This is a genomic window from Acetobacter sp. UBA5411, from assembly GCF_002409645.1.
Lineage (GTDB): Bacteria > Pseudomonadota > Alphaproteobacteria > Acetobacterales > Acetobacteraceae > Acetobacter.
Genome location: NZ_DHNR01000031.1, coordinates 194,774 through 209,275 on the forward strand (window position 1 = coordinate 194,774; position 14,502 = coordinate 209,275).

General features: G+C 58.5%; 16 protein-coding genes. 15 read left to right on the forward strand and 1 reads right to left on the reverse strand.

The window, feature by feature from the left end; all coding sequences use genetic code 11:
* The first annotated feature begins 195 nt into the window (after positions 1 to 195).
* The 13 genes from B3759_RS10185 to B3759_RS10245 all read left to right on the forward strand — a co-directional run bounded on the left by B3759_RS10185 (position 196) and on the right by B3759_RS10245 (position 11,629).
* Positions 196 to 978 carry a heme ABC transporter permease gene (locus tag B3759_RS10185; RefSeq protein ID WP_291365806.1) on the forward strand — a complete coding sequence of 261 codons (783 nt, stop codon included), beginning with the start codon at positions 196 to 198 and terminating at the stop codon, positions 976 to 978.
* Positions 975 to 1,145 carry a hypothetical protein gene (locus tag B3759_RS10190; protein ID WP_180952740.1) on the forward strand — a complete coding sequence of 57 codons (171 nt, stop codon included), beginning with the start codon at positions 975 to 977 and terminating at the stop codon, positions 1,143 to 1,145. The genes B3759_RS10185 and B3759_RS10190 overlap by 4 nt, the downstream gene beginning before the upstream one ends.
* Entirely contained in the window at positions 1,142 to 1,654 is a 513-nt protein-coding gene (gene ccmE, locus B3759_RS10195) for a cytochrome c maturation protein CcmE (RefSeq protein WP_099347365.1), read from the forward strand. The genes B3759_RS10190 and ccmE overlap by 4 nt, the downstream gene beginning before the upstream one ends.
* Before the next feature lie 139 nt (positions 1,655 to 1,793).
* Positions 1,794 to 3,773, forward strand: coding sequence for a heme lyase CcmF/NrfE family subunit (locus B3759_RS10200; RefSeq protein ID WP_291365807.1), 1,980 nt, complete (start codon positions 1,794 to 1,796; stop codon positions 3,771 to 3,773).
* A complete protein-coding gene (locus B3759_RS10205) occupies positions 3,770 to 4,363 on the forward strand; it encodes a DsbE family thiol:disulfide interchange protein (protein ID WP_291365808.1) in 594 nt (197 codons plus the stop codon). The genes B3759_RS10200 and B3759_RS10205 overlap by 4 nt, the downstream gene beginning before the upstream one ends.
* Entirely contained in the window at positions 4,360 to 4,845 is a 486-nt protein-coding gene (locus B3759_RS10210; protein WP_291365809.1) for a cytochrome c-type biogenesis protein, read from the forward strand. Before B3759_RS10205 ends, B3759_RS10210 begins: the two co-directional genes overlap by 4 nt.
* Before the next feature lie 33 nt (positions 4,846 to 4,878).
* Positions 4,879 to 5,607 carry a c-type cytochrome biogenesis protein CcmI gene (gene ccmI, locus B3759_RS10215; protein WP_291365810.1) on the forward strand — a complete coding sequence of 243 codons (729 nt, stop codon included), beginning with the start codon at positions 4,879 to 4,881 and terminating at the stop codon, positions 5,605 to 5,607.
* Between the two features lie 235 nt (positions 5,608 to 5,842).
* On the forward strand, positions 5,843 to 7,054 hold the full coding sequence (gene metX, locus B3759_RS10220; RefSeq protein WP_291365811.1) for a homoserine O-acetyltransferase MetX: 1,212 nt from the start codon (positions 5,843 to 5,845) through the stop codon (positions 7,052 to 7,054).
* Between the two features lies 1 nt (position 7,055).
* The gene (gene metW, locus B3759_RS10225; protein ID WP_291365812.1) at positions 7,056 to 7,658 is read left to right on the forward strand and encodes a methionine biosynthesis protein MetW; all 603 of its coding nucleotides are present in this window, start codon (positions 7,056 to 7,058) and stop codon (positions 7,656 to 7,658) included.
* On the forward strand, positions 7,655 to 8,557 hold the full coding sequence (locus tag B3759_RS10230; protein WP_291365813.1) for a BadF/BadG/BcrA/BcrD ATPase family protein: 903 nt from the start codon (positions 7,655 to 7,657) through the stop codon (positions 8,555 to 8,557). Before metW ends, B3759_RS10230 begins: the two co-directional genes overlap by 4 nt.
* A 364-nt stretch (positions 8,558 to 8,921) precedes the next feature.
* Positions 8,922 to 10,226 (forward strand): DEAD/DEAH box helicase, encoded by a 1,305-nt coding sequence (locus tag B3759_RS10235; protein ID WP_291365814.1) that lies wholly within the window; start codon positions 8,922 to 8,924, stop codon positions 10,224 to 10,226.
* 189 nt (positions 10,227 to 10,415) lie between these two features.
* On the forward strand, positions 10,416 to 10,898 hold the full coding sequence (gene ybaK / locus B3759_RS10240; RefSeq protein WP_291365815.1) for a Cys-tRNA(Pro) deacylase: 483 nt from the start codon (positions 10,416 to 10,418) through the stop codon (positions 10,896 to 10,898).
* Between the two features lie 236 nt (positions 10,899 to 11,134).
* Entirely contained in the window at positions 11,135 to 11,629 is a 495-nt protein-coding gene (locus B3759_RS10245) for a hypothetical protein (RefSeq protein WP_291365816.1), read from the forward strand.
* Positions 11,630 to 11,721: 92 nt separating this feature from the next.
* On the opposite strand, the gene hmpA is transcribed toward B3759_RS10245, so the two are convergent.
* Entirely contained in the window at positions 11,722 to 12,936 is a 1,215-nt protein-coding gene (gene hmpA / locus B3759_RS10250) for an NO-inducible flavohemoprotein (RefSeq protein ID WP_291365817.1), read from the reverse strand.
* Positions 12,937 to 13,054: 118 nt separating this feature from the next.
* Between hmpA and B3759_RS10255 the strand changes: the two genes are divergently transcribed.
* Positions 13,055 to 13,510 carry an Rrf2 family transcriptional regulator gene (locus B3759_RS10255; RefSeq protein ID WP_291365818.1) on the forward strand — a complete coding sequence of 152 codons (456 nt, stop codon included), beginning with the start codon at positions 13,055 to 13,057 and terminating at the stop codon, positions 13,508 to 13,510.
* 96 nt (positions 13,511 to 13,606) lie between these two features.
* The gene (locus B3759_RS10260; RefSeq protein ID WP_291365819.1) at positions 13,607 to 14,482 is read left to right on the forward strand and encodes a metal ABC transporter solute-binding protein, Zn/Mn family; all 876 of its coding nucleotides are present in this window, start codon (positions 13,607 to 13,609) and stop codon (positions 14,480 to 14,482) included.
* Positions 14,483 to 14,502 lie beyond the last annotated feature (20 nt).

Here is a 14,502-nt window from a genome sequence, read left to right on the forward strand (position 1 = left end):
AGGGAGTGCCGCCCATGCAGCGGGCACCCCGTGCCAATATCAGCATGATAGTGTAGGAAGACAGCCCGCACGACCCCCTGCATGATCATCAGGGCCTGATTGCGTGCCGTCTTCCGTGCTCGCGGGCGGTGCGCCATAAGGAATGGTTTACCCACATGGGCGTAATGATGCGCCCTGCCAATGAACGGACGGACCTTGAGCGCGACGCCGACACTGACAGAGCGGGCCGGAGCCCTGTTTCACCGCTATGCCAACCCCGGCCGCTTCCTGCGTCTGGGCGACAGGATCCAGCCGTGGCTGACATGGTCCGCCGTGATCATCACGCTGATCGGGCTGGGCTGGGGGCTGTTTTTCTCCCCCGCCGACTGGCAGCAGGGTGATTCCGTGCGCATTATGTATGTACATGTTCCCTGCGCCTGGCTGTCGTCTTCCGGCTATTTCGCGCTGGCCGTCTGCTCGGTGCTGTCTCTGGTCTGGAAGCACCCGCTCGCTGATCTCGCCGCCGTCGAGATCGGACCTGTCGGCGCCTGCGTGACGGCGACCTGTCTGGCGACCGGCTCCCTGTGGGGCAAGCCGATGTGGGGCACATGGTGGGTGTGGGACGCCCGACTGACCTCCGTGCTGGTGCTGTTCTTTCTCTATCTTGGGCACATCGCCCTGATCCACGCTTTCGACGACCAGCAGCGCGGCTATCGTGCGGCGGCCATTCTGGCATTGGCCGGAGCCGTGGATCTGCCGATCATCAAGTTTAGCGTGCAGTGGTGGAACACACTGCATCAGCCCGCCAGCATTACCCTGACCGGTGCGCCGACCATGTCCCAGACCATGCTCTGGCCGCTGCTGATTTCCACACTGGGGTTCACGCTTGGGTTTACCGCGATTGTTGTTGCACGTCTCCGGGCCGGTGTGATGGAAAGCCGTATCCGCAGTCTGCTCTCAAGCCCGCGTCGGGCTGTATCCGGGGAAGCATCCGCATGACCCACCTGCCTTATATTCTGGCGTCCTACGGACTGGCGGGCAGTCTGGCCGTCATCCTGTCCGTTGGCGCAGCACTGCGCCTGAAGCGTGACCGGTTGAAACTGGCCTCGCTGGAAGCGGCCCGTGGCCGGGCCCAGAGTGGGACACAGGGAGGACAACGCGCATGAAACGCAAGACCCGCCGTCTCTGGCTTGTCATCGCCTGTGTCGCCGGACTGGGCACGGCCGCCGGCCTGACGCTTTCGGCCTTTTCCTCCAATATCCAGCTTTTCATGGCTCCCTCTCAGGTAGTGGACCATCCGCCCGCAGCGGATCGCACGATCCGGCTTGGCGGCATGGTGGTGGCGGGATCGGTGAAGCGTGAGCGTCAGGGCGAAACGCCCATCAATCTGTTTCAGGTGACGGACGGTCAGGCAGCGGTGACCGTGCGCTTCGAGGGCATCCTGCCGGACCTGTTCCGCGAGGGGCAGAGCGTGGTGGCCGTGGGCTCTCTGGAGCCTGACAAGACCTTCGTGGCGTCCGAAGTGCTGGCCAAGCATGATGAGACCTACATGCCGAAGGAAGTGGCGGAAGCGTTGCAGAAATCGGGGAAATGGAACCCGAAATTCGGGCCTCCACCTGATGCAGCAAGCTGGAACGCCATGACCGGCAAGGATACAGCGGCCGGAAAGAACTGATGCCCTCTCTCTGTCTGTTCTCCAAAAGCAACCTCTACCCGATTCAATTTCATGCACGGTTTCCAAAGGTGAGCCTTTGGCGGGGGCCAGGGGGCAGAGCCCCTATTCCCGATATATCCAAAAAGAGAAGTGAGGCCGTATGAGCCCCGAACTTGGTCGTTTCGCGCTGGCGCTGGCCTGCGTGTTCGCGCTGGCGCAGGCTATCCTGCCGGTGCTGGGCGCACGCAGGCGTGACCGTCGCCTGATGGCGCTCGCCCCCGGTCTGGCGCTGGGGCAGCTCATCGCGCTGGTCGCCTCTTTCCTTTGCCTTGTGAATGCAGCGGTGACCAACGACTTCTCGGTGGCCAACATTCTTGAGAACAGCTCGGTGACCAAGCCGCTGCTCTACAAGATCACCGGTGTCTGGGGGAATCATGAAGGGTCCATCCTGCTCTGGGCGCTGATCCTTGGCATCTGCGGTGCAGCGGTGGCGGCGTTCGGGCGCAATCTGCCGTCCGCCCTGCGGGCGCGGGTGATTGGTGTGCTGGGTGGCGTAGCCGCCGGGTTCGAACTGTTCTGCCTGACAACGTCCGATCCGTTCGACCGGGTCTGGCCCGCGCCGCTCGACGGACAGGGCATGAACCCGCTGTTGCAGGACCCTGGCCTCGCATTCCATCCGCCGATTCTCTACACCGGCTATGTCGGATTCGCTGTGCCGTTCGCCTTCGCCATTGCCGCGCTGATGGAAGGACGTGTCGATGCGGCATGGGGGCGCTGGGTGCGCCCGTGGGCCGTGGCGGCATGGTGCTTCCTGACCTGCGGCATCGCGCTTGGGTCATGGTGGTCCTATTATGTGCTGGGCTGGGGCGGTTACTGGTTCTGGGACCCGGTGGAGAACGCCTCGCTGATTCCGTGGCTGTCCGGCACGGCGCTGATGCACTCCGCCATCGTGGTCGAGAAGCGCGAGGCGCTGAAGATCTGGACCGTTCTGCTGGCCATCGGCACCTTCTCCTTCTCGCTCTCCGGCACATTCCTCGTGCGTTCAGGTATCCTCAATTCGGTCCACGCTTTCGCGCAGGATCCGGCGCGCGGCATCTTCATTCTCGCCCTGCTGGGACTGGTCATCGGCGGATCGCTGGCGCTGTTCGCATGGCGCGCTCCGTCTCTGACCAGCGGCGGCCTGTTCGCCCCGGTCTCGCGGGAAGGCTCGCTGGTGTTGAACAACATCCTGCTGTGCTCGATCTGCGCCGTGGTGCTGACCGGCACGATGTATCCGCCGTTCATGTCGCTGCTGTTCGGCAAGACGATCTCGGTCGGCAAGCCCTTCTTCGACGCGGCCACCATTCCTCTGGCCATCCCGCTGTTCACCTTCATGGGGTTCGGGCCGATGCTGCCGTGGAAACGTGCGCAGCTCTGGCCGGTTCTCAGACGCCTGTGGGTGGCGGCGCTGGCCACACTGGCCGCGTTCGCCGTGACGGTGATCGGGCTTTCGGGCGTGCTGCCAATCCTGTGCGCGACGATGGCGGTGTGGATCATCGGTTCCAGCCTGACAGACATTGCCGGTCGTCTGGCGCTGTTCCGCGTGTCGTTTTCGCAGAGCATCCAGCGGGCGAAGTCCCTGCCACGCTCCGCATTCGGCGCGGCGCTGGCGCATATCGGTGTCGGCGTGAGCGTGCTGGGGCTGGCAGTCATGTCGCAGGCCCAGCACAAGATTGTTGAGGTGCATGTCGGCCAGAAGGAAGAACTGGCGGGCTACGAATGGACGCTTACAGATGTCCGGACAGTGCCGGGCCCGAACTATATGGCTATGGTGGCGACCATCGAGATCCACCACAATGGTCATCTGGTGACGGTCATGCACCCGTCCAAGCGCAGCTTCAACGCGCAGAACCAGACGACGACCGAAGTGTCGATCCACACCAATGGACTGGCCGATCTGTACGGTGTGATTGGCGACAAGCATGGACCGGACAGCAATCCGACCTATGTGTTGCGTCTTCACTATAACCCTCTGGCGCCGTGGATGTGGTTCGGGGCGCTGATAATGGCGATGGGTGGGGCGCTGTCCCTGTCCGATCGTCGCATGCGCGTGGGCGCTCCAAGACGGGCTCCGGCCCCAGATGTGGTGGCAGCAGAATGAGCAGCGAACAGACTCCTCCTGACGGTCAGAATACTGTCACGCGTCGCCGCCTTCTCCTTGGCGTTCCGCTGCTGGGTGGGGCAGGTATCTGTGGCGTGGCGTTCTGGAAAATGCTGGCCGGGATGCAGACCGGCTCGTTCAATCCGCACGACATCAACGCGCCCGTGACAGGACGTCCGGTTCCGGACTTCACCCTGCCGGATCAGACGCCCGGCACGGGGTTTGCGACGGCGGACCTGAAGACGCTGACAAAACCGGTTTTGATCAACTTCTTCGCGTCATGGTGCATCCCCTGCATCGCCGAGATGGAAGCACTTCTTGCGCTACAGAAACAGCTGCCGATCTGGGGTGTGGCCTACAAGGACAAGCCTGAGAATGCGGCGGGTCTGCTGAAGCACGCAGGCAATCCCTATGCCCGGATCGGCAGCGACCGTGACGGACGCGTGGCCATCGACTGGGGTGTTTCCGGCGTGCCGGAAAGCTTCCTGATCGCGCCCGGCGGCATGATCGTCTGGCACAGCGCCGCCGGCCTCGACAGCCCGGAGGTGCGTGACAGCCTGAAGAATGCGCTAAAGGCTGTGAGCGGATGAGGGCTCTGTTCCGCGGAAAGACAGCGTTCAGGCTGAAAGCGGCTCTGCTGCTGGTCTGCCTATCCGCACCTGTCATGGCATGGGCGGTCGATGATCCGTCCGAGATGCTGCCTGATCCAAAGCAGGAACGACAGGCCGAGGCGATCGGGGCGCAACTCCGTTGTCTGGTGTGTCAGAACGAGTCGATTGAAGACAGCAGCGCCGGTCTGGCGCGGGATCTTCGCAAGGTAGTGCGCGAGCATGTCGCCAAGGGCGAGAACAGCCAGCAGGTCATCGACTGGATGGTGGCACGGTACGGCAACTTCATCCGTCTCAGCCCACCGGTGACGATTGCGACACTCCTGCTCTGGGGCATGCCGGTTCTGGCCCTGCTGATCGGCATTGTGTCTGCGGTGATGATTTTCCGTCGTCGCACGACGACGCCCGCACCGCTGAGTGCTGCTGAACAGGCACGGCTCAGGGAGCTTGGCGATGACCGGTAACTTCTCTTCTGCCCTTTGCCTCGGACGTGACGTATGATCTGGCTCAGCATTGCTCTTCTGAGCACGATAACCCTGCTGCCTGCGGGCTTCACCCTGTGGCGTCGCGCTGTCGCCCGGGACGAACGCAGCACGGCGCTGGCGCTGCATGAAGCGCAGCTGGTCGAGCTGGATCGTGATCTGGATATCGGCATGATTGCGCCATCTGAACACGGCATCGCCCAGCTTGAGATCCAGCGGCGGATTCTGGTGGCGGACCGGGCTCCGGCGAGCATGGTGGACCGGTCCGGTCCTGTGAAAATCATTCTGGCTCTGGCGCTGATCCCGCTGGCGGCGATAGCGCTCTACTGGACCGGTGGTCATCCGGGTTTCCCGGCTCAGCCGCTGCAACCTCGTCTGGAAGCGCTGGCTCAGCGTGACATGCGGGCGAACAAGGTCATCGCCCAGCTCAAGGACGCCTTGTCGAAAATGTCGATGAGCGACCCACAACTGCGGCAGGGCTACATTCTGCTCGGTCAGGCGGAGGCGTCCCGGGGACATGAGCAGGCCGCCATGGACGCGTGGCGCAAGGCTCTGGAACTGCACTTTGAGCCGGATCTGGCCATCGAACTGGCGGAAGAACAGGTCCGGGCTGAAAAACATATCAGTGCGGACAGTCTTGCGCTGTATCGACAGGCGCTGGATGCGGCTCCAAAGGATGCGCCGTGGCGGCAAGCTGTCGAGCAGCGGATTGCTCAGGGTGAGCATGAGCAGGAACAGCCCTGAGGCTTACCCGGTCCATTTCCTTGTGATGTCACAAAAGAGTGCCGATTCTTTTTTGATGGGCGGTTTTGAGAGGCAAAAAGGCTGTGGTTACAGGAGTGTAAGCTCCTGCACGCTTGTCGACGATGTCGTTTTGCGTGCAGTCTGCACACCCTTTCTGGAAAGAGGCGTTCTGTCTCGTTCTTGATCCGGATGATTTTGGCCTTTATGTGGCGGTAATCTTTGGAAGCCCCGGTTTATGGACCAGACTGTCATTCCTTCTACGGTTGAACACACACGCTCTGTATTCCCGGAAGGGTTGACGCTCGACTGCGGGTCCGTGCTCGCGCCGGTGGAGATTGCCTACCGGACCTATGGCACCCTGTCGCCCGAACGGAACAATGCGATCCTCATCTGTCACGCCCTGACGGGCGATCAGTATGTGGCCGAGACCCAGCCGGTGACAGGAAAGCCCGGTTGGTGGGAACGCATGGTCGGGCCGGGCAAACCGATTGATACGGACAAGTTCTTCGTCATCTGTTCGAATGTGCTCGGCGGTTGCATGGGTTCGACAGGACCGCGCTCCCTTCGCACAGTGACGGGCGAAAATGGCATAAGCCGGGAAGAGCCGTGGGGGACAGACTTTCCCCCCATCACCATCCGCGACATGGTCCGGGCGCAACGATTGCTCGTAAAGCAGCTCGGGATCGACAGGCTTTTTGCGGTGATCGGCGGCTCGATGGGGGGGATGCAGGTCCTTGAATGGGCGGCGACTTATCCGGATATGGTTTTCGCGGCGATGCCGATCGCAACAGCGCCTTTCCATTCCGCCCAGAATATTGCGTTCAATGAAGTCAGCCGGCAGGCGATCTTCGCCGATCCCGACTGGCATGGAGGACGCTACTGGGAAACGGGGGCCATTCCGGCCCGCGGACTGGCTGTCGCAAGAATGATGGCGCACATCACCTATCTTTCCGAAGAAGCCCTGACCCGAAAGTTCGGTCGACGGGTGCGTCGGTGTGACGAACCGGTTGCTGGCGGGGCTTCTCCCGGCGCGCTATCCACATTTGGCGAGATTTTTGAGGTCGAATCCTATCTGCGTCATCAGGGCTCGACCTTCGTGCGCCGCTTTGACGCCAACTCCTATCTCACCATCACTCGGGCGATGGACTGGATGGATCTGGGCATGGAACATGACGGCGACTGCGCCGGGCCATTCCGGGAAACCCGAACCCGCTTCTGCGTCGTCTGTTTCTCTTCGGACTGGCTCTTCCCAACCTCCCAGTCACGGGTGATCGTGCGGGCTCTGACCCGTGCCGCGGCGAATGTGTCATTCGTTGAAATTGAGAGTGACAAGGGGCATGACGCGTTCCTTCTCGATGAGCCTGATTTCGACCGTACGGTCGTGGGGTTCCTGAGCGGCGCGGCCGAACATGCGGGTCTTTCTCGCCGGACGTCGAAAGGACACTGACATGCGTCTTGACCAGCGTCTGATTGCAAAGATGATCACCCCCGGCACGCGGGTTCTGGATATCGGAAGCGGTGACGGCACCCTGATCGACCATCTTTTCCGCACACGGGGATGTGATGCGCGCGGGATCGAGATCGATATGGGAGAGGTCACACGCTCCGTGGCGCATGGCCTGCCGGTGGTGCATGGGGATGCGGATCACGATCTGGCGCATTACCCCGACAACAGCTTTGACTATGTCGTGCTGCAACGCACGCTACAGGCTGTTGAGCGGCCTCGCGAGGTCCTGCGTCAGATGCTTCGGATCGGACGATATGCTATCGTCTCTTTTCCGAATTTCGGTCACTGGGAGATGCGGCTGAAGCTGCTGCTCAGCGGCAGGATGCCGAATACAGCTGTCTGGCACACGCCCTGGTACGCTACGCCAAACATTCATCCTTGCACAATCAGGGATTTTCTCGCGTTGTGTGACGAGGACGGTTACCGCGTGCATGAATGGATGGCCATTGATGAGGAGGGAGATCGTGCGCCCTGGCGGCGATCCATCCGTCTCGCAAATCTTTTTGGAGAGCAGGCGCTTTTCCGTCTCGGCAAAGGACGTTGACCGATCGGTCAAAGCTTCTGCTCGCCATGGATGCGGGAGCGACCAAAACAGTCCTGCGTATTGCAACCCCTTCTGGCGATGTGCTGGCAGAAAGCCGCGGTGGACCTGCCAATATTGCAACATCCGTTGAGCAGGCAGCGAAATCCATGGAAGGCGCGTTGCGCCACGCGATACAGGCAGCGGGCCTGCCCGAGGATGTGCTGCATAATGGCGAAGTGAAATGGATTGCGGCAGCGGGTGCAGCGGGTGCCGAAGTCGTAGGACGTCCGGAAAAACTGAAAGCACTTCTTCCATATTTAACGATTTTTGATGTTCGGACGGATGCCTATACCTCGTGTCTGGGAGCCCATAACGGCGCGGATGGTGCGATTGTCGCCATAGGTACGGGCACTGTTGGCTATGCCATCTGTGGAGATCGTAACCATCGTGTCGGTGGGTGGGGTTTTCCACAGAGCGATGAAGGCGGTGGTGCCAGGATCGGTCTCGCGGCTGTTCGTCACATGCTCGCGGCGTCCGATGGTCGGATAGAGGAAAGCGATCTTTTCATTGCAGTTCGACATCATCTGCAAGAGTTGGGGTCTGATCCCATGACATGGAGCGTTGGAGCGTCAGCGGCTGATTTTGCCGTTCTTGCGCCGATTGTTTTGAAGACTGCGAAAAACGGATGTGAAGCGGCTGTAAAACTTCTCGAAAAGGCTGGACAGGATATTGCGTCGCTTGTAGAGACTCTTTTGAAAAAAGACGGATTTTCAGAAATGAAAGTCGCTTTTACAGGAGGTCTCGCAGTAGAGCTTTTGCCCTGGTGTCCTCAGACTGTCAGAGACAAAACTGTATCCTGTCAGGGAACATCCCTTGATGGCGCAATGAGAGTTGCGATGGAGCGGGCCTCCATGATGTAATGGATAAAAGTTCATGTATTTTCTTCTGGCATCGGGATTTTCCTTTGCTATGAATGAAATCTGTGAATATGCTGTGTTTCGAAGTGTGAAAACGGGCTGTTCGGCTTGAGCTTCAGCGAAAAATGATGTAGGGCTCGTACAGTTTCTGTGAACAACTTGTTAAAACAAGCTGTGCTAACAGTCTCATATAAATTGTTCGCCTAACTCTCCAGCAACAGCGGAATAATGGCCGTAGCCTTCCCGGTAAGGCTGCTACAGGATCAGCGGTTGATGGAGCAGGAATTCGTTACGCCGGATTGTGTCATCAGACACAGGCTGTGTGAAGTTTTTGTCCCTGTGGTATTCCGAGAGGTGTCTTCGCTCAATGACCACGTTTGCCGACCTGCAGCTTGCCGAACCCCTGTTGCGGGCTCTTACCGAAGAAGGCTATTCGGAGCCGACGCCGATTCAGGCGCAATCCATTCCCTATCTTCTGGCAGGGCGTGATCTGCTTGGTCTTGCGCAGACCGGAACCGGCAAGACAGCCGCTTTCGCGCTGCCTATTCTCCAGCATCTTCTGACACACCGTCATGCAGCCCCCCCGAAGGGCGCCCGCGTTCTGGTGCTGGCGCCCACGCGAGAGCTGGCCTCCCAGATTGATGAAAGCTTCAAGTCCTACGCCCGTCACATGAAACTGACCCACACCGTGATCTTCGGTGGCGTGGGTCAGGGTCGTCAGGTTGAAGCGATGCGTCGTGGCGTGGACGTTCTGGTGGCGGCGCCGGGTCGTCTGCTCGATCTCATGGGGCAGGGTTTCATTGATCTGCGTGATCTGGAAATTCTGGTTCTGGATGAAGCAGACCGGATGCTGGATATGGGCTTTGTGCGCGATATCAAGCGCATTGTCGCTGCCCTGCCGCGTGATCGCCAGACCCTTTTGTTCTCGGCCACTATGCCGAACAGCATCACGGAACTGGCGGGCAGTCTCCTGCGTGATCCCGCCAAGGTCGAGGTAACGCCTCCGTCCAGCACCGTGGATCGCATCCGTCAGGTCGTGATGTTTGTTGATCCCGACCAGAAAAAAGACGCGCTTCTTCTTCTGCTGGAATCACCAAAGGTTGTTCGGGCTGTTGTGTTCACACTGATGAAACACGAGGCGAACAAGGTTGCGGAATTCCTGAATAAAAACGGGATTACGGCTGAGGCGATTCACGGCAACAAGTCTCAGGGTGCACGCGAACGGGCGATGAGCGGATTCCGCTCCGGGTCAGTCAAGGTTCTGGTGGCCACTGATATCGCAGCTCGCGGTATTGACGTTGATGAAGTCTCGCACGTTTTCAATTATGACCTGCCCAATATCCCGGAAAGCTATGTGCATCGCATCGGGCGTACGGCGCGTGCCGGCCGTGAAGGTTGGGCTATCTCGTTCTGCGATCCCGAGCAGCGGGCGTGGCTGAAAGATATTGAGCGGACGATCGGGAAAAGCGTGCCTGTTGTTCGGGATCATCCTTATCATTCCGATGCGGCCGAACATTCGACACAGCGTCCGCCTGTTCTGGGTGGTGGCCGCGGCCGTGGTGGTGGCCAGAATCGCGGTGGTCCGAACCGCGGCGGTGGTCGTAACGGCAATGGCGGCGGCGGTGGAGGAGGCGGCAATCGTCGTCCTCGGGGAACACGTCGAGTCGCCTGATAAAAGCTTCGGCCTTAGGTGGCTGCGGTCGAATAAGAATTTTGTAATGTTTTCGTCCCCTGAGTCTGAAAAGGCTCGGGGGATTTTTTGTTGATTCCGGATTTGCCACATCGTTTTGTCTCGACATAGGCTCCGGGTTAAAGAGGGCAAGACAGGGGTTATAATTTTACAAGGTAGCGTAACAAGCTCATGAGCAAGACAACTCCGGCTAGCGCTTTCCTTAAGCGCAGCGGCATTCCATTTGAGATGCTTCAGTATGAATATGACCCTTCGGTGGGCAAGTTGGGTGTGCATGCGGCAGCGGCGGTCAATGAGCCTGCCGAACGGGTTTTCAAGACGCTGATGGCGGAAGTGGATGGAAAGCCGATCTGTGCGGTTATCCCTGTCGCGCAGGAGTTGAGCCTGAAAAAACTGGCGACTGCCTGTGGTGGTAAAAGCGCAAAAATCATGAAACCTGCTGATGCTGAGCGTATCACCGGTTACAAGGTTGGCGGGATTAGCCCCTTTGGCGGACGCCGGAATGTGCCGACTTTCCTCGCACAGGAAGCATCAGATCTGCCGTATATTCTAATGAATGGTGGTGGACGCGGTTTGCAGGTCAGATTGAGTGTCAAAGACGCACTTGCGGCAATGCAGGGGCAACTCGCTGATCTTGTGGCTTCTCATGGCTAATGGCACGCCGCTGTAATTTGATAGATTTTGTCATTTTATGGAAATGCATTGAAATGCCTCTGTATCCTCTATATTGTCAGGTGTAATCCTTCCCATAATAGTCTGAGAGACGTTTTTTGCTGCTTCGGTCTGGCGCTTTCTGTCGCGTATCTTCTCTGGCGTGTCTGCTTTCTGTCATCCCCCTGTCCGGATGCGGCTATTATGCCTCCCGTGTGGCGCATAAAGCGCAATCAAGCATGATCGGCATGGATGAAAAAGATGTACAAGCCTGTGCCGGCATACCAGATAAAATCAAAAAAATTGATGATAACACAACGATTTATGAATATCAGCGTGGGCGAAACATTGAAACATCTGCAAATTCAACGCTGATTCCGGTGCAGTCATTGCAGAATATCGTCAATGGGATCGGCGGTGGCGACGGAAAAAGTTGTGTGGCTGATTTTCGTGTTGTCGATGGAAAAGTGCAGGACGTTTATTACAGCGGTGACAACGATATGCTGATCGGCACGGATGGTGTGTGCGCGACTGTCGTACGTGGCTGCGTCAGGCGTGCTGTTGCAACAGGTAGACGTCCGAAAGGCTGGATTTCTGCCTTTGTCGAGCCTCAGCCCGATAAAAAAAGTGCTGCTACAACAACGACTTCCGTAAAAGATACATCACCCGAAGCTGCTCAGTCTCGTCTTCTCAATACCAGCACCCCAACTACCGTCACAGGGACGGAGCATTAAGGGCTGATTTCAAGAAAACCTCCTTTTTATCAAGGAAATCTTGCAAAAAGAACCGTGCCGCCTGACTGAGCAACAGCATGTGGAATTTTAGCTTAGACGGCAGAAAGAAGCTCTGCATCGGCGGCTGAACCAAAGAACTCATAGCGAATATTGGCGACCGGAACGCCAGCCGTTTTCAGTGTGTCCACCATATCGCGCATGAAGCCATCAGGGCCACAGAGACGGTAGACTGCACCGGGGTCAATCTGCGTTGTCAGCCAATCCTTCGTGATACGACCTGCATGATAATGAATTCTGGGAGTCTCAACGACGTCGGAAGGCAGGCCTGCACTGAAGAAGATGTCTGCCTGCAAAACTCCGGAACCCGCCAGCTTGCGAATGTCAGCACCAAAAGCGTTGGTGTCAGCAGCATGGGCTCCGTGGATGAAGCGGACGTTCTTTTTCTCGTCAGCAGACAACGCATCGACTGCGGAGATAAAAGGAGTCAGACCGATGCCAGCGCTGAGAAAAACCGTTTTCTGTTCATTGGCAGAGTCATAAACGAAATCACCGGCAGGGGCTGAAACCTGCAACTCGGTTCCTTCAGGCACCGCATCGTGGAACCATGAGGAGACGACACCCCCCTCTTCTTTCCGCACGCTGATCCGATAGTGATCGGAAGAAGGTGCAGAAGAAATACTGTAATTGCGACGCTGCGAGCCGTGTCCCGGAATCTCCAGTTTGAAGCTCAGATACTGGCCCGGCAGATGTTTCATCACAGGCTTGCCGTCAGTCGGCACCAGTTCGAACGAGCGGATGATGCTGCTTTCCTGCTTCACGGAGCGGACACGGAAAGAGCGCCAGCCGATCCAGCCGCCGGGTGCTGCTTCATGCTCGTCGTAGATCAGCTTTTCACGACCAATCAGAATGTCGGCGAGGAACCAGTATGCTTTGGCCCAGGCATCCATGATCTCCGGCGTGGCGGCGTCACCCAGCACATGCTCAATGGCGCCCAGTAGCGCCTTGCCAACAAGCGGATAATGCTCGGGCAAGATGTTCAGTCCGACATGCTTCTGGGTGATGCGTTCGACCATGCCGCCAAGATTGCCGAGCGTGTCGATATTGCGGGCATAGGCCAGCACGGCGAGGGCCAGCGCCTTGGGCTGCTCACCATCCTTCTGGTGCGACATGTTGAACAGGTCGCGGACCTCGGGATCAGCCAGCAGCCGTTTGTACATTTCCTGCGTGATATCCAGCCCATGCGCCTCGAGCGCCGGAACGCAGGCTTTGACGATGGAGCGGGTCTTGTCGTCGAGAGGAGCGGCCATGGGACATATCCGTTAAGGTGACTGAGTTGGTAACCTTTATATTCAGATCAGCATGAAGGTGTCAAAGCCGGTCACCCTAAAAGCTGACAAGGAGGGTTCGACTGGTTTATTGTGAGGGATGCGTCTTACCCAACATTCCGACTATGCCCTGCGTGCCCTGGTCTTTCTGGCAAGCAATCCCGACCGGCTATCCTCCATCCGAGAAATTGCCGAATGCTACGGTCTCTCGGAAAACTACATGATCAAGATCATCCACCGTCTTGGGCAGGGTGGCTTTGTCGAGACCATCAGAGGCCGCAACGGTGGCCTGCGGCTGGGGCAATCGGCAGACGCTATCCGGATTGGTGACGTGGTGCGGTTTACGGAAGATGACTGCGCGCTGGTATCCTGCATGCAGCCACCGGGGGAGCGGAACGGTGCGTCCTGTCTGCTCATGCCGGACTGCCTCCTGCGTCATACGCTCGATGAAGCGCTCGAAGCGTTTTTTGCCGTGCTGGATAATCGGACCCTTGCGGACATGATCGGAGAGAGCGAGAGACAGAAACTCACACTCCCGGCACACACCGGTTCATGATGTCCGGACGGTTCCTGATCGTTCGATAAGCAGCCGCTTCTGCTGCAACGCAATCGCTATTGATGGAGTATAATATTGTCGTTAGGGGAGTGAGCCATGCGCTTCTCCCTGCTCTCTGCCGCCGTTTTCGCACTGTGTTTCGACGCATTGTCTTCTGGTGTCCTGTGCGCTTCTCAGGCCCGTGCGGAGAGCGCGGATGTGACGCGTATCGTTGCCGCCGAAAATGTCTGGGGCGATATCGCCACACAGATCGGCGGGCCGAAGGTCGTTGTGGACAGCATCCTCAGTTCGCCCGACATTGATCCACGCCGGTTTGAGCCTTCTCCCGCGATGGTGCTGAAGGTGAAACAGGCCGATCTGATCATTCTGAACGGAGCCGGATTTGATTCGTGGATGGACCGTATGGCCCACTCCAAGTCCACGATCCGGATTGCATCGATTGCAGGCTGGCGGGACGATGAAAACCCACACTTCTGGTTCGACCCGGTGATAGTCGATCGTGTGGCGCGAGACATCGCTCATCAGCTCCGGCTGGATGATTCGTCGGGAGGTCTGGCATCCTTTGAAAGCGATCTTGCCCGCTTGCAGACGCGGATCGTCCGTCTGCGGCAGCGCATACGCGAGACTCCGATTGCCGTGACAGATCCCCTGCCGGGCCGTCTGACAGAGGAACTGGGGCTGGTCACGGAAAACAGCGCTTTTCTGCTCGCTGTTACAAACGGTGCCGAGCCGGCGCCTGCCGTTGTCGCGCAGTTCGAGAACGATCTGCAAAATGGCCAGATCAAGCTGCTGATCTATAATCCTCAGACAGCAACATCCTCCGCCTCACATTTGCTGGAAGTCGCAAAAAAGGCGGGCGTTCCATGCTTGTCCCTTACCGAGACGTTGCCGCCGGGACTGCATTGGCAGGACTGGATGACGCAGATTCTCGATGGGATTGAAAGCTATCTTCTGAAACCCGACCTGCACTGATTGTGGGTAGAGGCGATCAG

Excerpts from the sequence above, each read along its gene's own strand:
- ccmE (WP_099347365.1), top strand. The coding sequence starts at position 1,142 with ATGAAACGCAAGACCCGCCGTCTCTGGCTTGTCATCGCCTGTGTCGCC.
- B3759_RS10190 (WP_180952740.1), top strand. The coding sequence starts at position 975 with ATGACCCACCTGCCTTATATTCTGGCGTCCTACGGACTGGCGGGCAGT.
- B3759_RS10210 (WP_291365809.1), top strand. The coding sequence starts at position 4,360 with ATGAGGGCTCTGTTCCGCGGAAAGACAGCGTTCAGGCTGAAAGCGGCT.
- ccmI (WP_291365810.1), top strand. The coding sequence starts at position 4,879 with ATGATCTGGCTCAGCATTGCTCTTCTGAGCACGATAACCCTGCTGCCT.
- B3759_RS10260 (WP_291365819.1), top strand. The coding sequence starts at position 13,607 with ATGCGCTTCTCCCTGCTCTCTGCCGCCGTTTTCGCACTGTGTTTCGAC.
- metX (WP_291365811.1), top strand. The coding sequence starts at position 5,843 with ATGGACCAGACTGTCATTCCTTCTACGGTTGAACACACACGCTCTGTA.
- B3759_RS10200 (WP_291365807.1), top strand. The coding sequence starts at position 1,794 with ATGAGCCCCGAACTTGGTCGTTTCGCGCTGGCGCTGGCCTGCGTGTTC.
- B3759_RS10255 (WP_291365818.1), top strand. The coding sequence starts at position 13,055 with ATGCGTCTTACCCAACATTCCGACTATGCCCTGCGTGCCCTGGTCTTT.
- B3759_RS10235 (WP_291365814.1), top strand. The coding sequence starts at position 8,922 with ATGACCACGTTTGCCGACCTGCAGCTTGCCGAACCCCTGTTGCGGGCT.
- B3759_RS10205 (WP_291365808.1), top strand. The coding sequence starts at position 3,770 with ATGAGCAGCGAACAGACTCCTCCTGACGGTCAGAATACTGTCACGCGT.
- metW (WP_291365812.1), top strand. The coding sequence starts at position 7,056 with ATGCGTCTTGACCAGCGTCTGATTGCAAAGATGATCACCCCCGGCACG.
- ybaK (WP_291365815.1), top strand. The coding sequence starts at position 10,416 with ATGAGCAAGACAACTCCGGCTAGCGCTTTCCTTAAGCGCAGCGGCATT.
- hmpA (WP_291365817.1), bottom strand. The coding sequence starts at position 12,936 with ATGGCCGCTCCTCTCGACGACAAGACCCGCTCCATCGTCAAAGCCTGC.
- B3759_RS10245 (WP_291365816.1), top strand. The coding sequence starts at position 11,135 with ATGATCGGCATGGATGAAAAAGATGTACAAGCCTGTGCCGGCATACCA.